23 protein-coding genes, 1 tRNA gene and 1 pseudogene are annotated in these 25339 nt (G+C 64.1%); 14 read left to right on the top strand and 11 right to left on the bottom strand.

All coding sequences use genetic code 11. The annotated features are described in order from the left end of the window. Positions 1-41 precede the first annotated feature (41 nt). Together JWJ88_RS07580 and JWJ88_RS07575 are read left to right on the top strand one after the other, a co-directional pair. Positions 42-1643, top strand: a complete 1602-nt coding sequence (locus JWJ88_RS07580; protein WP_205293509.1) for a leucyl aminopeptidase — start codon at positions 42-44, stop codon at positions 1641-1643. Further along, positions 1643-2092, top strand: a complete 450-nt coding sequence (locus JWJ88_RS07575; protein WP_205293508.1) for a DNA polymerase III subunit chi — start codon at positions 1643-1645, stop codon at positions 2090-2092. The genes JWJ88_RS07580 and JWJ88_RS07575 overlap by 1 nt, the downstream gene beginning before the upstream one ends. A 104-nt stretch (positions 2093-2196) precedes the next feature. On the opposite strand, the gene JWJ88_RS07570 is transcribed toward JWJ88_RS07575, so the two are convergent. Together JWJ88_RS07570 and JWJ88_RS07565 are read right to left on the bottom strand one after the other, a co-directional pair. Beyond that, entirely contained in the window at positions 2197-2772 is a 576-nt protein-coding gene (locus tag JWJ88_RS07570) for a retropepsin-like aspartic protease family protein (protein ID WP_205293507.1), read from the bottom strand. After that, entirely contained in the window at positions 2769-3386 is a 618-nt protein-coding gene (locus JWJ88_RS07565) for a MarC family protein (protein WP_205293506.1), read from the bottom strand. The genes JWJ88_RS07570 and JWJ88_RS07565 overlap by 4 nt, the downstream gene beginning before the upstream one ends. 159 nt (positions 3387-3545) lie before the next feature. Between JWJ88_RS07565 and tatA the strand changes: the two are divergent. The 6 genes and pseudogenes from tatA to JWJ88_RS07535 form a co-directional block, all read left to right on the top strand. Further along, positions 3546-3696, top strand: a pseudogene (gene tatA / locus JWJ88_RS22135) (twin-arginine translocase TatA/TatE family subunit); the annotation flags it as partial. Positions 3697-3890: 194 nt separating this feature from the next. Continuing rightward, positions 3891-4391, top strand: a complete 501-nt coding sequence (tatB, locus tag JWJ88_RS07555; RefSeq protein WP_205293504.1) for a Sec-independent protein translocase protein TatB — start codon at positions 3891-3893, stop codon at positions 4389-4391. A gap of 31 nt (positions 4392-4422) precedes the next feature. Next, positions 4423-5301, top strand: a complete 879-nt coding sequence (tatC, locus tag JWJ88_RS07550; RefSeq protein ID WP_205295157.1) for a twin-arginine translocase subunit TatC — start codon at positions 4423-4425, stop codon at positions 5299-5301. Then, on the top strand, positions 5294-6136 hold the full coding sequence (locus tag JWJ88_RS07545) for an ATP-binding protein (RefSeq protein WP_205293503.1): 843 nt from the start codon (positions 5294-5296) through the stop codon (positions 6134-6136). Before tatC ends, JWJ88_RS07545 begins: the two co-directional genes overlap by 8 nt. Positions 6137-6383: 247 nt before the next feature. After that, positions 6384-6460 (top strand) — tRNA-Met (locus tag JWJ88_RS07540). An 868-nt stretch (positions 6461-7328) separates the two neighbouring features. Further along, positions 7329-8267 (top strand): DMT family transporter, encoded by a 939-nt coding sequence (locus JWJ88_RS07535; protein WP_205293502.1) that lies wholly within the window; start codon positions 7329-7331, stop codon positions 8265-8267. Positions 8268-8309: 42 nt separating this feature from the next. Here JWJ88_RS07535 and JWJ88_RS07530 read toward each other — a convergent pair whose 3' ends face one another. Together JWJ88_RS07530 and hpbA are read right to left on the bottom strand one after the other, a co-directional pair. Then, positions 8310-8894 carry a dimethylsulfonioproprionate lyase family protein gene (locus tag JWJ88_RS07530; RefSeq protein ID WP_205293501.1) on the bottom strand — a complete coding sequence of 195 codons (585 nt, stop codon included), beginning with the start codon at positions 8892-8894 and terminating at the stop codon, positions 8310-8312. A 15-nt stretch (positions 8895-8909) separates the two neighbouring features. Further along, positions 8910-10946 (bottom strand): N-methyl-L-proline N-demethylase HpbA, encoded by a 2037-nt coding sequence (gene hpbA / locus JWJ88_RS07525; RefSeq protein ID WP_205293500.1) that lies wholly within the window; start codon positions 10944-10946, stop codon positions 8910-8912. Positions 10947-11092: 146 nt separating this feature from the next. Between hpbA and JWJ88_RS07520 the strand changes: the two genes are divergently transcribed. The 6 genes from JWJ88_RS07520 (at position 11093) to JWJ88_RS07495 (ending at position 17345) form a co-directional block, all read left to right on the top strand. After that, positions 11093-11746, top strand: coding sequence for a TetR/AcrR family transcriptional regulator (locus JWJ88_RS07520; protein WP_205293499.1), 654 nt, complete (start codon positions 11093-11095; stop codon positions 11744-11746). Next, positions 11743-12546 carry a pyrroline-5-carboxylate reductase family protein gene (locus JWJ88_RS07515; protein ID WP_205293498.1) on the top strand — a complete coding sequence of 268 codons (804 nt, stop codon included), beginning with the start codon at positions 11743-11745 and terminating at the stop codon, positions 12544-12546. The genes JWJ88_RS07520 and JWJ88_RS07515 overlap by 4 nt, the downstream gene beginning before the upstream one ends. A 72-nt stretch (positions 12547-12618) precedes the next feature. Next, positions 12619-13620 (top strand): ABC transporter substrate-binding protein, encoded by a 1002-nt coding sequence (locus tag JWJ88_RS07510; protein WP_205293497.1) that lies wholly within the window; start codon positions 12619-12621, stop codon positions 13618-13620. Between the two features lie 75 nt (positions 13621-13695). Further along, complete coding sequence (locus JWJ88_RS07505; RefSeq protein ID WP_205293496.1) at positions 13696-14583, top strand: ABC transporter permease; 888 nt, start codon at positions 13696-13698, stop codon at positions 14581-14583. Further along, entirely contained in the window at positions 14576-15622 is a 1047-nt protein-coding gene (locus JWJ88_RS07500; protein WP_205293495.1) for a quaternary amine ABC transporter ATP-binding protein, read from the top strand. Before JWJ88_RS07505 ends, JWJ88_RS07500 begins: the two co-directional genes overlap by 8 nt. A 91-nt stretch (positions 15623-15713) precedes the next feature. After that, on the top strand, positions 15714-17345 hold the full coding sequence (locus tag JWJ88_RS07495) for an acyl-CoA dehydrogenase family protein (protein WP_205293494.1): 1632 nt from the start codon (positions 15714-15716) through the stop codon (positions 17343-17345). 12 nt (positions 17346-17357) lie between these two features. On the opposite strand, the gene JWJ88_RS07490 is transcribed toward JWJ88_RS07495, so the two are convergent. The 7 genes from JWJ88_RS07490 to JWJ88_RS07460 form a co-directional block, all read right to left on the bottom strand. Next, complete coding sequence (locus JWJ88_RS07490) at positions 17358-18287, bottom strand: DNA/RNA non-specific endonuclease (protein ID WP_205293493.1); 930 nt, start codon at positions 18285-18287, stop codon at positions 17358-17360. Beyond that, entirely contained in the window at positions 18287-18541 is a 255-nt protein-coding gene (locus JWJ88_RS07485; RefSeq protein WP_205293492.1) for a hypothetical protein, read from the bottom strand. Before JWJ88_RS07485 ends, JWJ88_RS07490 begins: the two co-directional genes overlap by 1 nt. A gap of 18 nt (positions 18542-18559) precedes the next feature. Further along, positions 18560-20107, bottom strand: a complete 1548-nt coding sequence (locus JWJ88_RS07480; protein WP_240200129.1) for a S8 family serine peptidase — start codon at positions 20105-20107, stop codon at positions 18560-18562. Between the two features lie 99 nt (positions 20108-20206). Next, on the bottom strand, positions 20207-22471 hold the full coding sequence (locus JWJ88_RS07475) for an adenosylcobalamin-dependent ribonucleoside-diphosphate reductase (RefSeq protein ID WP_205293490.1): 2265 nt from the start codon (positions 22469-22471) through the stop codon (positions 20207-20209). 153 nt (positions 22472-22624) lie between these two features. Beyond that, complete coding sequence (locus JWJ88_RS07470; protein WP_205293489.1) at positions 22625-23263, bottom strand: DsbA family oxidoreductase; 639 nt, start codon at positions 23261-23263, stop codon at positions 22625-22627. Continuing rightward, positions 23260-24726, bottom strand: a complete 1467-nt coding sequence (locus tag JWJ88_RS07465; protein WP_205293488.1) for a class I adenylate-forming enzyme family protein — start codon at positions 24724-24726, stop codon at positions 23260-23262. The genes JWJ88_RS07470 and JWJ88_RS07465 overlap by 4 nt, the downstream gene beginning before the upstream one ends. Positions 24727-24980: 254 nt before the next feature. After that, the gene (locus JWJ88_RS07460) at positions 24981-25187 is read right to left on the bottom strand and encodes a cold-shock protein (RefSeq protein WP_011747293.1); all 207 of its coding nucleotides are present in this window, start codon (positions 25185-25187) and stop codon (positions 24981-24983) included. Positions 25188-25339 lie beyond the last annotated feature (152 nt).

The raw sequence follows: 25339 nt of genomic DNA, 5'->3' as shown, positions 1-25339 counted from the left end.
CTAGTTTCCGCCATGACAGGACAACGCGAAGGGGCAGGAGCATGACTCATCCAGTCGAAATTTCCTTTACGGCGACGGATGTCGCGGGACTGGCCGAAAGGCCCGGCCGCGTCGCGATCCTGGTGCCAAAGGCCGGGCGGTTGCCGGCCGGTCTGCCGCGTCCGACGCGTGAGGCGCTGACCCGCGCCCTCGCCTCGGATGCGTGGAAGGCGGTCAAGCCGGGCAAGGCGCTGGAACTGGCCTTTCCCGCCGGGCTGAAGGCCGAGGCGCTGCAACTGGTGCTGCTGCCTGCAGATGCAGATGTCACGGCGGCCCGGACCGCGGGCGCCAGCATCGGTGCGAAGCTGGGCAAGGCGCAGACGCTGGTATTGGCCGGGAATCACCCGCGCGCCGCCGAAGTCGCGCTTGGGCTGGCGCTGCGGGCCTATGATTTCTCGGCCTATAAGACGAAGAAATCCGAAAACGGCACGGCCGTCGAAAACGAGGCGCCGACCGAACCCGCCGCCAGCACCAGCCACACCGGGGCGCCCGAGGATGCGCGACTGTCGGATGCGGCCGGCACTGTAGAGGCGGGGCAGGATGCGCCCCCGGGCGCCACGCCACGGGGGCGCGTGACCTTCATGCACCAGAACCCCGAGACGCTGGCGCGTGCGGCGGCGGATGGCGCTGCGCTGGCCGAGGGCGTGTTCTTTGCCCGCGATCTGGTGAACGAGCCGGCGAACGTGCTGACCACCAGCGATTTTGCCGACCGCCTGCTGGCCATGCGCGAACTGGGTCTTGAGGTCGAGGTTCTGGAACAGGACGAACTGGCCAAGCTGGGGATGCGCGCGCTTCTGGCCGTGGGGCAGGGCTCGGAGAGCCCATCCAAGGTGGTCGTCATGCGCTGGAACGGCGGAGGCGACGCCGCCCCGCTGGCGCTGATCGGCAAGGGCGTCGTCTTCGACACCGGCGGCATCTCGATCAAACCCGCAGCCGGCATGGAGGAAATGACCATGGACATGGGCGGCGCGGGCGTTGTCGCCGGTGTCATGCGTGCTTTGGCTTTGCGCCGGGCGCGGGCCAATGTCGTGGGGCTGGTCGGTCTGGTCGAGAACATGCCCGACGGCAAGGCGCAGCGGCCCGGCGATATCGTGCGCTCGATGAAAGGCGACACGATTGAGGTCATCAACACCGATGCCGAAGGCCGGCTCGTGCTGGCCGATGTGCTTTGGTATGCGCAGGACCGCTTCAAGCCCGCGGCCATGGTCGATCTGGCGACGCTTACCGGCGCCGTCATTATCGCACTGGGGCACGAGAATGCCGGGGTGTTCTCGAACGACGACGCCTTCGCCACGGCGGTTCTGGATGCTGCGAAGGCCGAGGGCGAGGGCGCCTGGCGCCTGCCGCTGGGGCCGGGATACGACAAGCTGATCGATTCGCGACTGGCCGATATCAAGAACACCGGCGGACGTGCGGCGGGCTCGATCACCGCGGCGCAGTTCCTGCAGCGGTTCGTGCGTGACAACACGCCTTGGGTGCATTTGGATATCGCCGGGGTGGCCCTGCCGCCCTCGGAGACCCGGCTGGCGCCCAAAGGGGCATCTGGCTGGGGCGTGATGACGCTGGACCGGCTGGTGCGCGACCGTTTCGAGACGAGGGGCTGATGGGTTCGGCCCTGTTCTATCACCTGACCCGTTCAGGTCCGGTGCAGCTTTTGCCGATGCTGATCGGCAAAAGTTTGCAGGCGGGTTGGCGGGTCGAGCTGCGGGGCAGGGACCGGGCGCGGCAAGTGGCTTTGGACGAGCGGCTTTGGCTGGGCGAAGGATTCCTGCCACACGGTTTGGCCGGGGGCGCGCATGATGCGCGCCAACCCGTGCTGCTGACCGTCGAGGGACAGGCGGTGGGGAATACCGCGCGCTGCCTGATCGCGCTGGAAGGCGCCGAGGTTTCGGGGGCCGAATGCATGGCGCTGGAGCGTGCCTGCATCGTCTTTGACGGCAATGATCCGGAGGCGCTGGAGCGCGCCCGGATGCAATGGCGCGCGTTGAAGGCCGCGGGTGTGGCGGCGGAATACTGGTCCGAGGCCGGCGGGCGCTGGGAGCGCAAGCAGTAGCAGCGCGGGGCCGCGTATTGGGGGCTCTGCCCCCGCCTGTTGCGCGCCCCTTGACGGGGCGCGCAACACGCTCCCCCGGGATATTTCCACACGAAAGAAATGAATCAGCGTTCAAGAATGAGGCGGTTGCCCTCGATGCTGACACGGGCGAAGCGCGACAGGTAGGACATGCCCATCAGCGACTGGTCCAGATCGGCGCGCAGCACCACCGCCGGAACCCGGGTGTCGCGGATATCGCCGATGACCACGGAGTCGAGCAGGACGGTGGCGGTTTCAACGATGCCGTTCGCCGTGCGAGCCTGACCGGCAAAGACGAGTTCGTCGGGGTTGATGCCGACGCGGGCGGCGTCGCGCGGCCCTAGGGCGATGGTGGTTGCGCCGGTGTCGATGACGAAGCGCACCGGTGTCCCGTTCACCTGAGCCGTCAGGTGGTAATGGCCGTCATTCCCGATTGGCACCTCGATCCGGCCGCCCTCGAGCATGCGCGCCTGGGGCGAGATCGCGCCTCGGATATCGTCCCAGAGCCCGGCCAGCGCCACGGCCCCCAGGAAGATCAATCCCCAGGCCGCCGCCTGCCGCAGCGTTTGCCCCGGTCGCACCCGAAATTCCACCACCAGGAAGCCGCCGACCGCGATCAGCAGCAGCACCAGATAGGCGACGCGTCCGAATTCTTCGCTCATCCAACCAATCCCGATCCCTTGAGCCCGTCGAAGACGAACTGGATCGACAGCGCTGCCAACAGCATACCGAAAAGGCGCGTCACCACCATGGTGCCGGTGCGACCCAGCAGATTGGCGATCGGTCGGGCCATGGCGAAAAGCACGGCCGCGATCCCCAGCACAGTCAGCATGACCAGATGGATCATCAGCGTATGGGTCGGGCCCGGATCCTGCCCGACCAGCAGGATCATCGAGGCCAGCGCCCCCGGACCCGCCAGAAGCGGCGTGGCCAGCGGAAAGACCGATGGGTCGTCGTCCTCGTCGCGCGCCTGCTGTCCTTCGCGCCGCTCGGTGCGGCGTTCGAAGAGCATGTCGAGCGCGGTCAGGAACAAAAGCAGCCCGCCTGCGACGCGGAAGGCGGACAGCGAGATGCCGATGCCTGTCAGGATTGCCTCGCCTGCAAGGCCGAACAAGGTCATCAGCACTGCCGCGATGGCCAGTGCCCGCCAGCCGATTCGCCGGGTTCGCTGCGGCGACATGCCGCGTGTCAGCGCGATGAACAGCGGTACAAGCCCTACCGGGTCGATCACGACGAACAGCGTGACGAAGGCGCTGATGATCTGAGTGCTTTCCATTGCCTTCAGTATTGCGTGGAAATCTGGCGCGGGGAAGCGCGGCGGCGTGTCAAACGGTGTAATCACGCGTTTGGGGGTTTCGAACGTGGCGTTCCCGACCTATATCGGGACGGATAGATGCACCGCAAGGCCCGGGGGGCCTGCCACGGAGGTAAACAGATGCACGCACCTTCACCCATGGCGCTATTGCTTATCGCAATCGTCGTTCTGGTTCTTTTCGGTCGCGGCAAGGTCTCGTCCCTGATGGGCGAGGTCGGCAAGGGAATCACTGCCTTCAAGAAAGGCGTAAAGGAGGGTGCCGAGGATATCGACACCGCCGCCCGCAGCGAGACCAAGGAACTTGAGACGCTGAGCACCGCTGACGATATCGACCGCGCCCGCGCCGAAATCGCGGCCGAACGTGCCAAGCTGGAAGCCGAGCGCACCCGCGCCGCGACCGATGGCGCGCTGCGTGACGTGACGCCGACCGACACGACCAAGCTCTGATCCGCCGGCCCCAAGGTCATGTTCGATATCGGCTGGAGTGAGCTACTGCTGATCGGAGTCGTGGCGTTGATCGTCATCGGCCCCGAGGACCTGCCCAAGCTGTTTCACACGCTGGGTCGGGTCACTGCGCGTGCCCGGTCAATGGCGCGTGAATTCAGCGGCGCCATGGAGGATGCGGCGAAGGCCTCGGGACTTGATGATGCGGCCAAGACGCTCAAGGACGTGAACGCGCTGACTTCCAAGCGTGCGTTGGGCCTTGATGCGCTGGAGCGCGCGACCGAACGTTTCGAGAAATGGGATCCGCTGAATCCCAAGGACGAAGCCGGTCGCAAGGCCCCCGTATCCGATCCCTCGGCCCCCTTGCCGCCCGAACCCGTGGCAAATGGCGGCGATGCGTCCGAAGCCCTCCCCCCCGCGCCGGGCGTCGCTGCCCCGCCGGCCCCAGAAGAGGCCGAGCCGCTCGACACCGCCGAGGGCCGCCGCCGGCTGCATGCCGTGCGCCGCTCGGACCGCGCTTGACAAGACTGACAGGAAAGGTCGTTCCGTGGCGATGAAATCTGCCAAGCCGGAAGATATCGACGAAAGCTCTGCCCCGCTGATCGAACATCTGGCCGAGTTGCGCACGCGACTGATTTGGTCCGTGCTGGCCTTTGTCGTGGCGATGGTGGCCTGCTATTTCATCTGGAATCCGATCTTCGATTTCCTGACCCAGCCGATCTGCAATGCGCTGGAAAAGCGCGGCCAGACCTGTGGGCTGATCCTGCTGAAATTGCAGGAGGGGTTCTTTGTCGCCATGCGCATTGCCTTTTTCGGTGGCTTCGTGCTGGCCTTTCCGGTCGTGGGCTATCAACTGTGGCGTTTCGTTGCACCGGGGCTTTACCGCAGTGAAAAGAACGCCTTGCTGCCGTTCCTGATCGCGTCGCCGGTAATGTTCCTGATCGGCGCGGCCTTCGCCTATTACATCATTCTGCCTTGGGCCTTTGACTTTTTCCTGGGCTTTCAGCAAGGGCCGTTGGCGCTGCCCGACGATCCGACCTTGGCGGCACAGGCGGTGGCGCAAGCAGGGGGGGACGCCGTTCCGCCTGCCACGGCGGCTCAGCCTTGGGCCGGCATCGTCTTCCAAGGCTCGGTCGAGGAATACCTGCGGCTGACCACCAAGTTCATTCTGGCCTTTGGCCTGTCCTTCCAGTTGCCGGTGGCCTTGACGCTGATGGGCAAGGCCGGGCTGGTGTCCTCCGAGGGGCTGGCCAGTGTTCGGCGCTATGCCGTCGTGGTGATTCTGGTGCTGGCCGCCATGATCACGCCCCCGGACGTGATCAGCCAGGTCGTGTTGTTTTCGGTGATCTACGGGCTTTACGAGGTGTCGATTTTCCTCGTGCGCCGGATCGAGAAGAAACGAGAACTGGAAGAACAGGAAGCCGATGTCTGAAGAAGCCTTGCTGCGTATCGCCGCGGCGCTGGAACGGATGTCTCCGGCCCCCGCGCCCGAGCCGACATTTGCCGAGGCGACCGCCTATGTCTGGCAACCCGACCCTGACCGGCTGGAGCCAGTCGAAGAGGTCAACCGCGTCGATCTGGTGCAACTGATCGGCATCGACCGGGCGCGCGACACGTTGCTGGCGAATACGTTGCAATTCGCGCGCGGCCATGCGGCGAACAACGCGCTGCTTTGGGGTTCGCGCGGGATGGGCAAAAGCTCGTTGGTCAAGGCGGTGCACGCCGAGGCCGTGCGTCAGGGCCTGCCATTGGTTCTGGTCGAGATCGCGCGAGAGGATCTGGGCTCGGTCGGGCGGTTGCTGGCGATTTTGGGTCGCGCTGCGGATCGCCGTTTCGTGCTGTTTTCCGACGACCTGTCCTTCAGTCACGACGATACGCAATATAAATCGCTCAAGGCGGTGCTGGACGGCGGCATCTCGGGCCGGCCCGCCAATGTGATTCTATATGCCACCTCGAACCGGCGCCACCTGATGCCGCGCGACATGATCGACAACGAGCGTTCGACCGCCATCCATCCCGGCGAGGCAGTCGAGGAAAAGGTTTCGCTGTCGGATCGTTTCGGGTTGTGGCTGGGCTTTCACCCCTGTTCGCAGGACGAATATCTGGCCATGGCGCGCGGTTATTGCGACGCTTATGACTTGCAGATCCCGGAAGAGCAGTTGCGCGCCGAAGCCATCGAATGGCAGGCGACGCGGGGTTCGCGCTCGGGCCGGGTGGCGTGGCAGTTCTTTACCGATCTGGCTGGACGCAACGGCATCTCTGTCTGACGAGAGCCGGGCTTTTATTCACATAAAGCGGCGGCGGGTAAGATGCCCTTTTCCGGGGTGCGTGACTGTGAAAGACGCGCGGCATCCGCCTTGGTCCCGAAGGGGTATAGGCAGGTATTTTTTGCCTATGGCAGGCGCGGCGGTAGTTTGCACGACCAAGGTTTTCCCGGCGCGTCAAAAACTTTGGCAAAGCTGCTTTCGGCCCCTTGACGCCCCCCGCCACGCACCGTAAATCGCACGCACCCGTGGCGGAGTAGCTCAGCTGGTTAGAGCAGAGGAATCATAATCCTTGTGTCGGGGGTTCAAATCCCTCCTCCGCTACCATTTCCTCCCTAAAACCCACGCCGCCTTGAGGGCGGATTGGCCAGTTCTGCGGCGAGGCCATCCCAACATGGCCAGACGATTTTCCACACGCTGTCACAAGATGACCTAGTGGCCACCTTGGCGCGGGACGAACCGCCTGCTTGGCCACCGGCCCCTTTTCTCCAGTGTGACCGTATGATTGCTCCCGATTTTCGGGAACTCCGTGCGTTGGGCTGTAACCGGGGCCCCGATACTCACTACCAACGTTCGCGACAGTTATAAAAGGAGCAAAATGCTGTCGGGTTCCCGCATGGCGTTGATCCGCCCGCGATCCGCGCGGGCAATGCCTGCCTTCTGCGGTTTAAAACGGTGCTGGCTGCGCATGGGAAGGTTGCGGGAAAGCGGTAGATGAGATCGCCGAAACCCTAAATATCTGTAAATGACGATAGAATTTATCGTGAAAAAATGGACCGGCTATGTTATCTTTATCTTGCTGCGCGGATATCGCGTCGCCCGATGGAGGAACTGCTATGACCAGCAAGCCTAGCATGCGCGAAGTGAGGCGGGCCGTGTTCGATGAGCGCCAGAAGCTCAAAGGGGCGGCCGATGTATTGGACGACAGGACAGAAGTCGAAGACCTGCCCTTGGCGGCAGCTTCGCACAGGGTCCAGTCTTGGGAGCAGCGATACGACGCCCTTGGCAGGTAGCGACCAGATCCGGCGGCGGGGGGAACCTCGCCGCTTTTCAGAGTGCAGGAAAGCAACAAGAAATGTTCGCGGATCGGCAACGATAGCCGCGAAACCACTTCACTAAACCGATGGCTGGTCTTCTGCCGCGCGAGCGACGATGGTAGAGCCGCAAAACTCTCGTAGATTGGTGAAGACGTAGAATGAACACTCAGCACGGTAGGCGTGGCTCTGCCTGGAACCTTCGGGGCGCCATGTTCATGATCCTGGCAATGGGCTGCTTTGCCATGGAGGATGCGCTGCTAAAGTACGCGGCGACCAGTCTGCCGGTGGGGCAGGTGCTTGTGTCATTCGGCCTGTTTGGCGTGCTGGTTTTCTCGGCGCTTGCCCTGCATGCCGGTGAACCCCCGGTTTCCAAGGCCATGGTATCGCCGGTGATGCTGTCGCGTTCGGCGTTCGAGGTGACGGGCCGGCTGTTTTTCATGCTGGCCATCGCGCTTACGCCCCTTTCAACGGCTTCGGCGATACTTCAGGCCGCGCCGCTGGTCGTGATTGCCGGGGCGGGCATCTTTTTCGGCGAAAAGGTAAGCCTTCGCCGCTGGATTTCCGTGCTGGTGGGCTTTGCGGGCGTCGTGATGATCCTGCGTCCGGGCGCCGAGGGTTTTGGCATCCTGTCGCTGCTTGCCGTCATTGCGACGCTGGGTTTTGCGGGCCGGGATCTGGCGACCCGAGCTGCCCCGCACACGATGTCTTACCGTCAGCTTGGCGTTTTGGGGTTCCTGATGCTCATTGTCTCGGGGTTGATCGCATTGCCGTTCGGCTCGGGCCCTGAATGGCCGCGGGTCGAGGTGGCCTTGGGTCTGCTGGCCGGTTCTGCGGCGGGGGTCGTTGCCTATACTGCGCTTACCATTGCCATGCGCACTGGCGAAATCGCTGCGGTGACGCCGTTCAGATATACGCGGCTGGTCTTTGCAATGATCGCGGGAATCGTGCTGTTTCACGAGCGTCCCGATCTTTGGACCATCCTAGGTTCGGTGATCGTGATTTCCTCTGGCCTGTTCGCGCTGATGCCCTCCCGGGCGCTTGGGCTGGCCCGGGCCGCCGATCCTGTGGGAACGGGGGCGGGGCAGTTTCGGCCATAGCCCACGCCGGATATGCGGCGCAGGCTGCTTGTTGTCCGCCCTCTAGGCCCAAAGCGCCCAGAGCGCGAAAAGCGGCGCATCCTTGGTCGCCCGCATGGCGTGGACCGAGTTTGGCGCGACGAAGAAACTGCCGCCCACGCCGGGCTCGAACCAGTCCGAGCCGTTTCTGCGGAACTGGCCGGGCGAGAGCACCAGATAGGTTTCCTCGGGCGCATGTTGATGATCGGGATAGCGCGTGCCGGGCGCCAGCAGGCTGATGCCCAGCCAGAGGTCGCGACGCTCTTCGAGACCGCCGGGACCCAGCAGCATGGCGTTGGCGTGGTTGTCCGCAAAACCCTCGCTGGCTGTGGAGTCGCCTGTGCGGGTCCGCCAGCGCAGCAGCGGCGACAGCGTGCGGAAGGCCGCGAACAGTGCGGCCAGGTCGGATGCGTCGGGTTCGCGTGCCAGTGCCCGGTCCAGCCAGTTGCAAACCGGCAGGCTGGCCGGAGTCGCCCCGGGGTTGCCGACCGTCCGGCTGGCCTCGGTGATGCGGGCCAACGAGGCGGGCGAGTCGCCGTCGTGGGCGCGGGCCTGCATCGCAGGCAGGGCCACATCAAGCAGATGTTGCAAAGTTTCGGGGCGAGTCATGGCATCTCCTCGGGGTTACAGGTCCTTTACCAGCCGCAACGCATCATAGATGGCGGCATGGGTATTGCGGGCGGCAACCGCGTCGCCGATGCGAAACAGGCGAAAGCGCCCGCTTGGGTTCTTGTGAATCCCCTGCGCTTCGCCTGCGATCAGGGCGTCATAGTCCACCTCGCCCAGATTGGACGATTGCGGTTTGAGTGTGAAGTAAAGCTCGTCCAGCGGTCTGGTGCCATGGTTGACGACAACCTGATCGACGATGCGTTCGCGGGTAAAATCGCCGTAATCGCTGCCAAGGGTGGCGCGCAAGTGGTTGCCGTCGCGCGCCACCGCCATCAGCCTCCAGGTCACGGTAAAGGTCGTGTCGCGCTTTTGCAGGTTGCGCATATAGGGCACAAGATTCATCGCCATGACCTCGGGCGAAAAGCTGCGGTCGGGGGTCACGATCTCGACCGCCGCGCCGCTGGCCGAAATCAGGTCGGCTGCTTGTAAGGCTGCATGGTCGCCGGCATCGTCGAAGATCAGCACGTTGCGGCCCGGCTTCACATCACCCGACAGGATGTCCCAGGCCGAGCAGACAAGGTCGTTGCCCTGTGCCAGCACCTCGACATGGGGCAGGCCGCCCGTGGCGATGATGACATCGTCGGGATTGGTGGCCAACACGTCCTCGGGTTCGGCATAGCTGTTGAAGTTGAAACTCACGCCCCGCTTTTCGCACTGAGCCATACGCCATGCGATGATCGAGATCATCTCGCGCCGCCGCTCGTCCAGCGCGGTCAGGCGGATCTGGCCGCCCGGAGCATCCGCCGCCTCGAATACGGTGACCTCATGGCCGCGTTCGGCGGCGACGCGGGCGGCCTCCATACCGGCAGGGCCTGCGCCGACGATGGTGATGCGCTTTTTCGCGGGCGCGGCGGGAATGGTATGGGGCATGGTCTGCTCGCGCCCCGTCGCCGCGTTATGCAGGCAAAAGGCAAGGCCGCCCTGATAGATGCGGTCAAGGCAATAGTTCGCGCCGACGCAGGGGCGGATGTCATCCTCGCGTCCCTCGATCACCTTGCGCACCAGATGCGGGTCGGCCATATGCGCCCGCGTCATGCCGACCATGTCCAAAAGCCCCGAGGCGATGGCATGGCGCGCGGTGGGCACGTCCGGGATCTTGGCCGCGTGGAAGGTGGGGAAATTCGTCGCCTTGCGGATCTGGCCGGCAAACTCCAGATGCGGGGCGTTGCGCATACCTTGCACCGGGATCACGTCGGTCAGCCCGGCGTCGGTGTCGATATGGCCGCGCACCACGTTCAGGAAATCCACCAGCCCGCTGTCCTTGAGCATGCGCGAGACCTGCAGGCCCTCATCCGCCATCATGCCGCCGGGTTGCATCTGGTCGCCGGTATAGCGCAGGCCGGTGATGAATTCGGGCCCGCAGCGATCACGGATGGCTTTCAGCACCTGAAAGGTAAAGCGCAGGCGGTTTTCAAGGTTGCCACCATAGGGCGCGTCAAGGTCGTTGGTCAGCGGCGACCAGAACTGTTCCAGCAGATGGCCGTAGGCTTCAAGCTCGATCCCGTCGACGCCGGCTGCCTTCATCCGCTCGGCCGCATCGGCGAAATCGCTGGTGATGCGGGCCATGTCCCAGTCTTCCATCCGCTTGGGAAAGGCGCGGTGCGCGGCCTCGCGTTCGTGGCTTGGCGCGACCACCGGCAGCCAGTCCGCCTTGTCCCAGCGCGTGCGCCGGCCCAGATGCGTCAACTGGATCATTACCGCCGCGCCATGGTCGTGGCATTCGTCGACCAGTTGCTTCATCCAGCCGACGACCTCATCTTTCCATGCCAGGATATTGTTGAAGACCGGGGGGCTGTCGCGCGACACCGCCGCCGATCCCGCCGTCATGGTCAGCGCCACGCCCGCCTTGGCGCGTTCGACATGATAGGCGCGGTAGCGCTCTTTCGGCATGCCGTCCTCGGGGTAGGCGGGCTCATGACTGGTGATCATGATCCGGTTGCGAAGTGTCAGGTGCTTCAACTGATAGGGCTGCAAAAGAGGATCGTTCGACATGGATCTGCCTGTGACGGTGGAGTCGCTACTATATGAAAGTAAGGAATGTTCACTTGTGTCAATAAAAAAAACACCAATGATCCTTTGATATGCATCCATGAACAATTAAGTTGAGCCGAATCGGGCCTGTGGTTAATCATGGAGGCATGGATAACAATGTTGCCCCCGAAACCGGCTGGCGCGGATCTCGTGAGGGATGGCTGGAGGCCGGCTATAAGGCGCTGATCGACAGCGGTGTCGATGCGGTGAAAATTCAGCCGCTTGCCAAGCAGTTGAACCTGTCGCGCACAAGCTTTTACTGGTTTTTCGGAGATCGCGAGGCGCTGCTTAACGCGCTTTTGGAAGGGTGGGAGGCGCGGACGACCCAGCCGCTGGTCGCCGCGACCCGCCAATATGCCGAGACCCAGACCGAGGCGATGCTGAACGTCCTGACCTGCTTGCTGTCGGATGCCTTCGATTCCCGGCTGGAATTCGCGGTCCGCAGTTGGGCCTTGCAGGACCGTAAGGTCGCCGAGCGGATCGAGGTGGCGGATGCAGCGCGGCTGCAAGCGCTGGTCGAGATGCTGGTGGCCTGGGGTCATGACCCCGCCGTGGCGGATGTCCGGGCACGGACGGTCTATCTGGTGCAGATCGGCTATATCTCGATGCAGGCCCGAGAGGATATTCCAACCCGGCTGGAGCGCATCCCGACCTATGTCGAGATCTATACCGGTCAGAGCCCGGAGCCGCGCGAGATCGCCCGTTTCAATGCCCGCTTCATCCCCGTCACCGGGGCCCCGGCAGGGGGGCAGGTGGCATGAGGGTCGGGATCATCGGCGCGAACGGATGGCTGGGGGCGATTCTGGGCAGGCGGTTGCTGGACAGCGGTGTCGTGACCCCGGATCGGTTGGCGGTGCTGACCCGGGACGCGCGTTCCCAGCCGCTCTATTCAGGATATGCTGGGGTGACATGGGCGCGCGACGCTGACGATATTGTCGCAAGATGTGACGTTATTGTCGTATCGGTGCGCCCGCACGACTGGGAAGATGTCATATTGGCGGCCCCCGGCCGCCTGCTGATTTCCTTTATGGCAGGCATCACATTGTCCGATCTCGCCCAGACAGGAGCCCGTTGCGCCCGCGCCATGCCGAACGCGGCGGCCGAGCTGGGGAAATCCTATACGCCATGGATTGGCGACGGGCTGGTCACGGCCGGAGATGCGGCCACGCTTGAAAACGTCCTGTCGGTTCTTGGCAGCGTCGAGCGATTGCATGACGAGGCGCATCTGGAGCTTATGGCGGCGGTTCCCGGCTCGGGCTCGGCCTATCCTGCGCTGATGGCGCAAGCCATGCTGGACTGGCTGACCCAGGCCGGGGTTGCGCCCGAAACCGCCTGCCGCGCCGTCGAGGGCGTGATCTGCAATGCCGCGCAGCTTCTTGAGGGGCGCATAGCCCAAGCGTGTCAGGTGCTACATGATTATCGTGATTATCGTGGGATGACTGCCGCCGGTCTTGATGCTGCGGATGCGGCGGGTTTCTCATCCTCGATGCGAATTGCCTTGGACGCGGCGGTCGAACGCGGCCGCATGCTGAGGCGACAACCGGCAGGAGGAACTTCCTGACCCAAACAGGCGCCCAACCTCACGCGACGGGACGGGCTGCCACCACCAATGTTCGCGACAGGGAAACAAAACATGAAAAAATCATTACTTCTTGGCACCGCATTCGCTTTGCCCTTCATGGCATTGGCTGGAAGCGCGTCGGCGGATTGCGGCAACCTGACCATTGCCAGCATGAACTGGCAAAGCGCCGAGGTTCTGGCCAATCTGGACCAGTTCATCCTGAATCAGGGCTATGGCTGCAGCGCCGAGATCATCGTCGGCGACACCGTGCCCAGCATCACCTCGCTGGTGGAAAAGGGTCAGCCCGAAGTTGTGCCCGAGGCTTGGGTCGACCTGATGCCCGAGATCGTCGATGCCGGGCTGAAGGATGAAAAGATCGTCTCGCTCAGCCGCTCGCTGACGGATGGCGGCCAGCAGGGCTGGTTCATCCCACGCTATATGCTGGATGAACATCCGAACCTGAACAAGATCGAGGAAATCCTGGCCCATCCCGAATTGTTCCCCGCCCCTGAGGATTCGTCCAAAGGCGCGGTATACAACGGACCGCAGGGCTGGGGTGGCACGGTCGTGACCACGCAGCTTGCAAAAGGCTTTGATATCGAGGGGCATGGCTTCACGCTGGTCGATACCGGCTCGGCCGCGGGCCTTGATGGTTCGATCTCTCGCGCTTACGAGCAAAAAGCCCCGTGGCTGGGCTTTTATTGGGAGCCGACCTCGCTTCTGGGCAAGTATGACATGGTCGCGGTGGATTTCGGCGTGCCGCTTGATGTCGAGGAATGGAAACGCTGCACCTCGGTCGCGGATTGCTCGGACCCCAAGCCGAACGCCTTTCCGGTCGACAACGTCTTTACGCTGGTGTCCAAGAAATTCGCGGATGAGGCCGATGCCGGCGTCATCGAATATCTGTCGAAACGCAGCTGGAGCAACGATACGGTCAACAAGCTCATGGCCTGGATGACCGACAATCAGGCCACCGGCGAAGACGGGGCGCGTGAGTTCCTGCGCAACAACGAAGAGATGTGGACCCAGTGGGTCACGCCCGAGGCGGCGGAACGCATCAAGGCCGCGCTGTAAGCGCAGCCTGTCCGGCGGGCGGGCGGCTCTTGCTGCCTGCCCCTATCTTTCCGAACCAGCGCGGACGAGATCACCATGACATGGTTAACCTCCTTTCCCCAGCTAAATGACGGCTATCTTCGCGACCTCAAGAAGGTCATCGACGAAGGCTTTCGAAACTTCACCCGAAGCTACGGCGACATGATCGAGGGCTTTTTCAGTCCGCTGCAGAGTTTCCTGATCTGGTCCGAAAGACTGCTGACCAATACGCCATGGCCGATCATCCTGCTGGTCGTCGCTGTTCTGGCGTGGGGCGCCAGCCGCAGCCTGCGGATCGTCATCGGCAGCGTGGTGACGCTGGTGCTGATCGGTCTGTTCGGCATGTGGGACGACACGATGAAGACGGTGTCGATGATCTTTGCCGCGACGCTGATTTCCATCGCCGTCGGGCTGCCGCTGGGCATTCTGATGGCGCGGTCGCGCCGGGTGCAGTCGATCCTGAACCCGGTGCTGGACGTCATGCAGACCATGCCCAGCTTTGTCTATCTGATCCCGGTGGTCATGCTTCTGGGCATCGGTCGTGTGCCGGGGCTGATCGCCGTGGTGATCTACGCCATCCCGCCGATGATCCGCCTGACCAATCTGGGCATCCGGCAAGTCGATCCCGAGGTGCTGGAGGCTGCGGACGCCTTTGGCTCATCCACATGGCAAAAGCTTGTGAAGGCCGAGCTGCCGTTGGCCTTGCCGACGATCATGGCGGGGATCAACCAGACGATCATGATGGCGCTGGCCATGGTGGTGATCGCCTCGATGATCGGGGTGCAGGGGCTGGGTCAGCCGGTGCTGAAGGCGATCTCGAACCAGTATTTCACGCTTGGCGTGTTCAACGGCTTTGCCATCGTCGGTATCGCCATCCTGTTCGACCGCATCAGTCAGGCATGGGGCAAGCGGCTGCAAAAGCATCGCGAGGTAAGCCATGGCTGATCCAATCGGTATCGAGATCCGCAATCTTTACAAGATTTTCGGCCCATATCCCGCCAAGCATGTCGAGGCGGTCCGGGCCGGCATGACCAAGGCGGAACTGCAGGCGCGTCACCATCATGTGCTGGGCTTGCGCGACATCAACATCTCGATCGCGCCGGGAAGCATCCAGGTCATCATGGGGCTGTCCGGGTCGGGCAAATCGACGCTGATCCGCCACATCAACCGCCTGATCGAGCCGACCGCCGGCGAAATCATTATCGAGGGGCAGAATGTCGTGGAGATGTCGCCCGAGGCCCTGCGCGAGTTTCGCCGCCACAGGACCGCGATGGTGTTCCAGAAATTCGCCCTGCTGCCGCATCGCACCGTTCTGGACAATGCCGCCTACGGGCTTGAGGTGCAGGGCCTTTCCGAGGCCGAGCGCTATCGCACCGCCATGCGCTGGATCGAGCGGGTGGGGCTTCTGGGCTATGAGAAAAGCTATCCCAGCCAGCTTTCGGGAGGCATGCAGCAGCGGGTGGGGCTGGCGCGCGCGCTGGTCAACGACGCGCCGATCCTGTTGATGGACGAGGCCTATTCGGCGCTGGACCCGCTGATCCGCTATGACATGCAGACGGTGCTGCTGGATCTTCAGAACGAGGTGAAGAAGACCATCGTCTTCATCACCCACGATCTTGACGAGGCCCTGCGCATCGGTGACCGGATCGCGCTTTTGCGCGACGGCGATGTGATCCAGCAGGGCTCGGCGCAAGATATCGTGTTGCGTCCGGCCGACGACTATGTGGCGAATTTCGTTCAGCATGTGGACCGGGGCCGTGTGCTGAAGGTCGGCACGATCATGGCCACGGCCAGTGCGTCCCTGCCGGTCCCGGATGTCGCCATCGACCCCGAGGCCAGTATTGCCGAGGCGCTGAAGCGCATGGCCGAGGGCAAGGTTCAGGCGCTGCGTGTCGAAAACGAGGGTGGCGAGGTGATCGGCCACCTGCCGTTCCAGACCGCGATCAACGCCTATACCGGCCGCAGCGAGATTGCCGCCGAATAGGCGGTGTCTTGACGCCCTGCCGCAACGGAATTCGCGGCAGGGCGCCGTTCCGGGCTAACATCGCGCAGCGATGCAGCAAAGGGGATGGGTGATGCATCTTGATCCGACGGCCGATCTGGAAACGCATGAGGTGATGAACCAGCCCGAAAGCCCCGGCGACCGCGACCTGTGGCGCGACGATCCGGCGCTGCGGGCGATCATGCAGGCGGGTGGTGCGCAAACCGAAGCGCTGGCCGGCTATGGAGCGTTGCTGGGCCGGGCGGAAATGCGTCAGGCCGCGCGTGATGCAAACCGCCACTCGCCCGAACTGGATTTGTTCGACAGCGGTGGCAGGCGGCTGGATGAGCTGCGCTTTCACCCCGCCTACCATCGTTTCATGCGCGATTCGATCGGTGCCGGCTATCATTCGGTCGCGTGGGAGGGCGGGCAGGCCGGTCATCTGACCCATGCCGCGATGGTCTATCTGGCCAGTCAGGTCGAGCCGGGGCATTGCTGCCCGCTGACCATGACCTATGCCTCGGTTCCTGTCGTTTCCGCGGCCGAAGACTTGCCCGGGGACTGGCGCGGAGCGCTGTTGTCGCGGCGCTATGATCCGTCCGTGCTTCCGCTGGCCGGCAAGACGGGTGCGACGCTGGGCATGGCGATGACGGAAAAACAGGGCGGTTCGGACGTGCGCGCCAATACGACGCGGGCAGAACCGGACGGCACGGCATGGCGGCTGACCGGGCATAAATGGTTCTGCTCGGCGCCGATGTCGGACGGCTTTCTGACGCTGGCGCAGACCGGGCGCGGGCTGACCTGTTTTCTGGTGCCGCGCTGGCTGGACAAGGACCGCAACGCGATCCGCATCCTGCGGCTCAAGGACAAGCTCGGCAACCGCTCGAACGGCTCGGCCGAGATCGAGTATCACCGCGCCCTGGCGTGGCGCATCGGCGGCGAGGGCGACGGTATCCGAACCATCCTCCAGATGGTGCATCACACCCGGCTCGATACCGCCATGGCTCCGGTGGGGTTGATGCGGGCCGCGCTACGCGAGGCGCATCACTGGACCGCCCATCGCAGGGTCTTTCAGCGCCGGCTGATCGACCAGCCCCTGATGCGCGCGGTGCTGGCCGATCTGGTGCTGGACTGGCACGGCAGTCTGGCGTTGGGCCTGCATGTGTCGGCAAGCTTTGACGGCACCGGGGAAGATGATCGCGCCTTTGCCCGCATCGGCGTGGCGCTGGCGAAATACATGGCCAACAAGCTGTGCCCGATGGTCGTGGCCGAGGCGATGGAGGTACTGGGCGGCATGGGCTATGTCGAGGATACGCCGCTGCCGCTGCTGTACCGAGAGGCGCCGCTGAACGGCATCTGGGAGGGCTCGGGCAATGTGATCTGCCTTGATGCGCTGCGGACGTTGGCGCGCGATCCTCTGGCGGCTGAAATGCTGGCGGTGCGGCTGGATGCGGCGGCGGGGCTGGACCCGGCCTATGACGCCGCGCTGACCGCGCATCGCAGCCGCTGGGGCAGCGCGGTCCCCGAGGCCGAGGCGCGCTGGTTCGTCGAACGCAGCGCCCTGCTGCTGACCGCCGCCGTGCTGCTGACCCAAGGCGATGCCGATCTGGCGGGGGCCTTTGTCCAGACCCGTCTTGGCCTTGATCGGGGCCGCACCCCCGGCACCATTTCCGCGCCGCTGGCCGGGCGCATCCTGTCGCGCGGCTTTCCGGTGCTGGATGGCTAAGGCGTTTTCGGATCAGCGCGACAGATAGAAGTCGGCGGTGCTGGCGACCCGGATCTCCATCTCGGGTCCGGCGCCGGCCATTACGTCCAGTTCGGCATAGGCGGCAAGATCCAGCCCACTTTCCTGCGCAATGGCGCGGACCGGAACCTGGCTGTCGCGAAAATCCCCAAAGACGAAACGGCCACCGGCCGGCCGGGGCAGGTAATCCATCTGCGACCGGCGATAGCCTATCGTCGTCAGCGCCCCGGTCCCTGCATGGACAAAAGCCAGTATCTTCCAGAAGGCGGTCGGAATCCGGCGGTTGTAATAGACCGGATCATCGGGCGAAAGGATGGGGCCGGTGATGACCGTCACTTTCAGATTGGCGCGATCGGTATTGTCGAGGACATAGTCCTCGAGCGCCAGCCAGATGCCGGCATTGAAACCCTGACGCTGCGGGGCGGCATTGGTGATGTGGAACGTGTCGGCGTCGGCACGCTGCGCGATCTCTGGCGGGCCCCAGTTCGGGTCTTTGCGCCGGGTCATGTGACCGCGACTGAACAGGCCCTGATGGTCGTGGCCGTAACCTTCGTTCAGGTTCTGCAAGCCGGTATTGATCCGCGGATCGCGCCGCCAGATGTCGCTGCGTGGCACGCTGTGATCGGAACGGCTGCCGTCGATATTGCACGCGCTGCAAAGCGGCAGGGCGCGCGACTGCGCCATACGGACCGAGAAATGGGTATAGCGAAGCTCGCTGTCGTCGCGGCTCTGTTGCCGGGCCTCGGGGGTCAGGTGGACCAGATCATCCGCCCAGCGGCCCGGACCGGGCAATGGCAGGGGATGAGACTGCAAAACGAAACCCGGGTCATAGCCCGGGCGGTCGTCATAGCTTTCCAGCGGTAAAATTGCATTTGTAACCCGCAGCGCGTCAAGCCCGGCAGACGGGCCGAAGCCGCGCGGCATCAGCGTAGCTGTGCCTTGTGCGGGGGATTAAGGGCAAAGATCTTTTCCTGCGCCAACTGCCAATGCGCAAGTTCGCCCAGATATTTGCGCACGTCGTTCAGGCTGCCCTTGACCCGGATCGTGCCGGGCACGACCTCTTCGGCGCGCAGCGGCCTGAGTTGGTCCAGCACCTCGGCCGTTTCCTCGCGGCTGGGGTCGCGGTCATCGGCATAGACGAGAACGCAGCTTAGGGGTCTCTTGTATTGCGTCTTCATGGTCTTCACCTCTGGGCCTTACCTTTGGTCGATCAGGCCGGCGCCTTCGTATTCGTGGCCGAAACCTATCGGAACCGCATGGCTGTTCGCCAACTTGATAATGTCGTCGGAGCGCTGTTGGTTGCGTTCCGCCGAAAGAACTTCGGGGTTTCGGGACAGCAGCCGCGCCACCAGCCCGGCCACGGCGGGACAAGCCATCGAGGTGCCGTCCATTACCCCCTTCGAGGTCCTGTTCACCCAAGATATAATACCGACACCCGGTCCTATAAAGTCCACTTCCGGTCCGATATTGCTGAATCTGGCAAAAAAGCGATCCTTTATGGGGGCGGGGTCGTCCGCGACGTTGCGGCCGGTGATTGCGCCCTTTGGCCAGCTATCCAGCAAGCCACCCGCCGATACCGCCACCACCACCCCTGAACGCGCCGGATATGAGACGGGCGACATATAGTCATTGCCAGCAGCCGCAACGCAGACCACGCCCAAGGCGCGGGCGCGCCGCACCTCGCGCGAGATCGCGATCGGCTCGGACGACTGTCCAAGGCTCAGGTTGATGATGTCGCAGCCGTCCTCGACCGCCTGACGGATGGCGCGGGCGATGGCGAATTCGCTGGCCCCGCCATCGCCCTTTTCAAAGACGCGATAGGAATGCAGCGCGACCTGTGGCGCGATGCGGGCCACGATGCCCGCGACATGGGTGCCATGGCCGGTGCCATTGTCGAACCATTCGTCGGCGGGTTCGGTTCCGGTGGTGTTCAGCCCACGTTCAAGGTTCAACCCCTTGGCGGGATCGACGCCGGTATCGACGACAGCGACCCTGACGCCACGCCCGTCGGTCTTTTTTGCCGGGGCCAGCATCTGCGCAAGCCCGTCGCTGAAATCCTCGGCAACAGGGACCAGCGACAGGGTCAGTTCGGTCAGGCCCTCGGCGGCGACGGGGATATCCTCGGTCCCGCCGGGCCAGTATCCGGCCAGCGGCTGGCAGATCACCGCGTCGATGCGGGTTTGTCGGGCGGGCAGGGGGGTGCGGAACCGCCCGTCCTTATCCGTCACCGCATCCGAGATGCCAAAGCCGCGCCGGCTGTCCAGCACCACCACGACCGAGGCCCCGGCGACCGGCTTGCCGCTGAGCGCGTCGACGCAGCGCAATTCAAGCTCTTTGGCCGAGCGAAAGGCTGCCGGATTGGCCTGCTTGCGAATGATATTGATCTGGCCATAGCGCAGGGGATAAAGCCGCAGTTCGGGCCGCACGCGCAGTCCGGGATAGGCGCGCTGCAATTCGCGCGCCTGCTGTGGCGTCATACGAACCAGCGACGCCTCGTTCTCGCCGATGGAATCAAGCAACCTGATCCGCCCAACCTCGGTATCCAGCATCCTCAGGGGTGGCCGGGCCGCCGGTTCCGACCCTTGGCAGGCGCCCCGCGCCATGCTGTCCGCGGGCTTTGCCCCCGAGGGGCGGAAAAGCCGGTGATGCATGGCGCGAAACAGCCGGAAGCTGGTCGTTTCCATGCTGTCGTTGAAGACGTTGTCGTCAGGGACGATCACATAGCGGGCGGTCTTTCGGGACATGCGCATCTGCTCCTTCCTGCAATCACAAGGCTACACCTTTGATGCAATTTCGCCAGATACGGTTTCCAGCCGGGCAGAGTTTGCGCTGCCCGGCGCCGATCAGCCGCATTTCGAATGGCCGCAAGAGGGGCAGGTCATGCAGCCCTCGATCATCCGCATGCCGTATTGGCCGCAAGAGGGGCAGGCGGGGCCGCGCGGGCGTTCGCCCACCGCCATTACCTCGGCCTGGGGATCGGTTTTCAGCCCCATGCCCTCACCCGAAAGCGAGCCGGTGGCGATCATGTGACGCTCGATCACCCCGCCGATGGCCGCGAGAATCGAGGGGACATAGCGGCCCTCGATCCACGCGCCGCCGCGCGGGTCGAAAACCGCCTTCAGTTCCTCGACCACAAAGGACACGTCGCCGCCACGACGGAACACCGCCGAGATCATGCGCGTCAGCGCCACGGTCCAGGCGAAATGCTCCATGTTCTTCGAGTTGATGAAGACCTCGAAGGGGCGGCGGTGGTCGGCCTGCACGATGTCGTTGATGGTGATATAGATCGCGTGCTCGCTGCCAGGGAATTTCAGCTTGTAGGTCGCGCCCTCCAATGCCGCTGGACGGTCCAGCGGCTCGGTCAGATAGACCACATCGGCGCCCTTGTCGGCCTGCGGCGCGGCGTCGGTCTTTTCGCTGACCGACAGGACCGAGCCGGTCACGTCATTGGGGCGATAGGTGGTGCAGCCCTTGCAGCCCTTATCCCAGGCGGCCAGATAGACGTCCTTGAACTCTTCAAAGCCGATGTCCTCGGGGCAGTTGATGGTCTTGGAGATCGAGCTGTCCACCCATTCCTGTGCCGCCGCCTGCATGGCGACATGGTCCATCGGCGCCAGCGTCTGGGCGTTGACGAAATAATCCGGCAGGGGGGCGTCGCCTTTCAGGTCGCGCCACATCTGCACGGCGTAATCGACGACCTCTTCCTCGGTGCGCGATCCGTCCTTTTGCAGCACCTTGCGGGTATAGGCATAGGCAAAGACCGGCTCGATGCCCGAACTGACGTTGCCGGCGTAAAGCGAGATCGTGCCGGTCGGCGCGATCGAGGTCAGCAGCGCATTGCGGATGCCGTGCTGGGCCACCGCCTCGCGCACGTCCGCATCCATCCGGCGCATAAAGCCCGAATTCAGGTATTTCTTCGCGTCAAACAGCGGGAAAGCGCCCTTTTCCCGTGCCAGATCGACCGAGGCCAGATAGGCCGAGCGCGCGATGGCCTTCATCCAGATACGGGTCTGTTCGACAGCATCAGCCGCGCCATAACGCAGGCCCAGCATCAACAGCGCATCGGCAAGACCGGTGACGCCCAGCCCGATGCGGCGCTTGGCCTGCGCCTCGTCCGCCTGCTGCGGCAGCGGGAATTTCGAGGCATCGACCACGTTGTCCATCATGCGCACGGCGGTGCGGACCAACTCGTCCAGGGCGTCCGCGTTCAGCCGCGCCTCGGCGGTAAAGGGTGCCTCGACCAGCCGGGCAAGGTTGACCGACCCCAGCAGGCAAGCGCCATAGGGCGGCAGAGGCTGTTCGCCGCAAGGGTTGGTGGCGGCGATGGTTTCCGCATAAGACAGGTTGTTTTGCTGGTTGATGCGGTCGATGAAGATCACGCCCGGCTCGGCATAGTCATAGGTCGCGCGCATGATACGGTTCCACAGATCGCGCGCCTGCACGGTGTGATAGACCTTGCCGCCGAATTCCAGATCCCACGAGGTATCGGCCTTGACTGCCTCCATGAAGGCATCCGTCACCAGCACCGACAGGTTGAACATGCGCAGACGGGCGCTGTCCTGCTTGGCCTGGATGAAGGCCTCGATATCGGGGTGGTCGCAGCGCATGGTGGCCATCATCGCCCCGCGGCGCGAGCCCGCCGACATGATGGTGCGGCACATGGCGTCCCAGACATCCATGAACGACAACGGTCCCGAGGCGTCGGCGGCGACGCCCTTTACCTCGGCCCCACGCGGGCGGATGGTGCTGAAGTCATAGCCGATGCCGCCGCCCTGCTGCATGGTCAGCGCGGCCTCTTTCAGCATGTCGAAGATGCCGCCCATGCTGTCGGGAATGGTGCCCATGACGAAGCAGTTGAACAGCGTCACCTCGCGCCCGGTGCCGGCGCCGGCCAGAATGCGGCCGGCGGGCAGAAACTTGAAATCCTCAAGCGCGGCATAAAAGCGGTCTTCCCACAGCGTCGGATCCTTTTCGACGCGGGCAAGATCGCGGGCGATGCGGCGCCAGCTATCCTCGACCGACAGGTCGATGGACTGGCCGTCGCTGTCCTTGAGCCGGTATTTCATGTCCCAGATCTGTTCGGCGATAGGAGCAGAGAATCGGCTCATGGCGGAGGTCCTTGGCAAGAGGTCGAAAATTGGCGAACGGGTCTTATACAGCCGCGAACGCCGGGTTCCAGTCGGAAAGATGGAGAAGACTGAATATAGGCGAATCGCGCGACAATTTCCAGATCTTGCGCCTTTTAAGGCGCCGCGCGCAACCTATTGGGATTGCAACTCGTCGATTACCCGTTGCCACAGGTCGGCGGACTGGGCGCCCGAGGCCACATGGGTGTCGGCGATGATGAAGGTGGGGACCGAGTTCACGCCCCGCTGTCTTGCATGCAGCTCGCGCGCGTTGACGGTGTCCACATCGGCATCCGAGGCAAGCAGGCGGCGGATCACCTTGCCGTCCATGCCGGCCCCCTCGGCGATGGCTACCAGCACGTCGGGATTCGAGATATTCTGGCCCTCGCGCCAATGGGCACGCATGAGGGCGGACATGACCGGGCTTTGCGCGCCCTCGATCCCGGCCCAATGCATCAGGCGGTGCGCGTCCAGCGTATTGGGCATCCGCTCGATCAGCGATGGGTTTATCCACAACCCCAGCCGCTCGCTGGCCTCCATCACCGGCTTCATTGCGGCGATGATGCCTTTTTCGTCGGTGAACTTCATCTTCATATAGGCGACGTAGTCCATTCCGGCCCGTGGCATCTGCGGGTCCAGCCGAAAGGGCTGCCAGGTGATGGCAAAGGGATGATCGGGGCGGCTTTCCAACGCTCGGTCAAGTTCGGCCTTGCCGATCAGGCACCAGGGGCAAACGGGGTCGGCAAAGATATCGAGGCGGATCTGCTGGGTCATGTCCGGTCCTTGCGATGGGCCTCGCGCAGGGCGCGGCGGTTGATCTTGCCCGTAGGCGTGCGGGGCAGGGCGGGCAGGTGGATATATGCGCGCGGCTGCTTATAGCGTGCAAGGCCGTTCTCGGCAGCGGTGCGCAGATCGCGCTCGTCCGCGCTGCCGGTCCAGAAGGCGGCGATGATGCTGCTGCCGGGGCCGACCGGCAGTTCGGCCGCTGCGACCTCGCCGATGTCGGGGGTTTGGGCCAGCACGTCCTCGACCTCTGCCGGAGCGACGCGAAAGCCGCCGGCGTTCATCATGTCGTCGGCGCGGCCAAGCGTGCAGACCGCGCCCGCATCGGTGATCCGGGCAAGATCGCCGGTTACGAACCAGTCGCCCACGAAGCGCGCGGCGGTGTCGCGAGGCTGGTCGAGATAGCCAAGAAACAGTCCGGGATCCGAGCGGTGGACGGCAAGGGTTCCAGGCGTGCCGGGCGGCAGTTCGCGCCCTTCGTCGTCAAGGATAGCGATGCGGCGGCCGGGTTGGGCGAAGCCCGCCGCACCCTCGGGGGCCGGGCGGGCGGGGCTGCCCGAGATGAAGGTCGAGCATTCCGACATGCCCATCGCCTCATGCAGGTCGGTGCCGGTGCGTTCCTGCCATGCGCGGCGCAGGCCGGGGTCAAGCCGCTCTCCGGCGGTCAAGCCATGGCGCAAGTCGCGCCAGGGTTTCCAATCGGCGCGCAACATGCGGCGAAAGACGCCCGGGGCTGCGGCAAGGATGCTGGCGCCGTTGCGGCTGGCGACCAGCGGGATCTGCTCGGGCGCGACGCTAGCGGCAGGGATCAGGGCGCTGGCGCCGAGGGTCCAGGGGTCCATGAGGCCGGTGCCGAGGGTAAAGGTCCAGTTGAACGCGCCTGCGTGCATCAACCGGTCCTGCGGGGTCAGCCCGTACCAGCCCTGAAACATCATCTGCCGGGCCAGAATGGCGCGATGCGCATGGCAAACCGCGCGCGGCTGGCCGGATGTGCCCGAGGTAAAGACGATATAGGCCAGATCGTCGGGGTCGTGTTGGGCGAATTCGGCCGGCGGCAGGGTTGCGAATTCGGCAAGCCTTGCGGCAGGCAGAACCGGCGCGGGATGGTCGGGCAGGGCAAGGCCGTGGTCGGCGATCACCATGGCGGGGTGGATCGTGGCGGCGATCCGGGTGACCTCGGGCGTGGTCAGCATGGCCGAAGTCGGGACCGGGACGATTCCAGCGGCGATGGCGCCGAGATAGGTGACGGGAAAGCCGGGGGTGTTTCCCAGACGCATCAGCAGCCGGTCGCGCGGACGCAGGCCCGATTGCAGCAGGCCTGTTGCGGTACCCAGGACCGCCTGCCGCAGCCGGGCATGCGACCAGCGGTCGCCGCCGCCCAGCTCCAGGACCGACATGGCCAGCTTGTCCGGCGTGGCAAGGCCCGCCCGCAGCACATGTTCGGCCAGATTCATATCCTCACCCCGTTCAGTTCCGGGACTGGGGATAGATGCTGGTTTCGCGTGATGGAAGGGGGGCATTGAGGCGCCCCAGCTTTGAGGCCAAGTGGGGGCTCTGCCCCCTTCGTCGCTGAAAAAGATCCGTTGGATCTTTTTCCGGGCGCTCCTCATCCCCCGGGATATTTGTTCACGAAAGAAGCTGGTGGGGGCGAATGAAAACGGCCGGCGCCTTGCGGGCCGGCCGTATCCGAATTCCGGGGTTTGCGGAATCAGAGGAGCTTCAGATCGGACGCCGAACTGCGGCCGTCGCGACCGGACTGCAGTTCGTAGGCGATTTTCTGGTTGTCGTTCAGGCCGGTCAGGCCGGCGCGCTCGACCGCAGAGATATGGACGAACACGTCCTTGCCGCCGTCATCGGGCGCAATGAAGCCATAGCCTTTGGTGGCATTGAACCATTTTACGGTGCCGGTAGCCATTACCGTCTCTCCTTCAAGTCTACCCGGGGCGAGATTGCGCCCGGGCCGTGCAGCCCTTTCCCGTCAAGTCCGGCTGCCCCGTGAAGGGAGGCGGTAGAAAGTCGTGCTCACGCGGACGAGAGGATGAACGATTCGTCGAAAAACGCAAGTAC

Source organism: Paracoccus methylovorus (genome assembly GCF_016919705.1).
Taxonomy (GTDB): Bacteria; Pseudomonadota; Alphaproteobacteria; order Rhodobacterales; family Rhodobacteraceae; genus Paracoccus; species Paracoccus methylovorus.
Note: the sequence above shows the minus strand (reverse complement) of the source record. Positions and strands in the feature narration are given on the sequence as shown.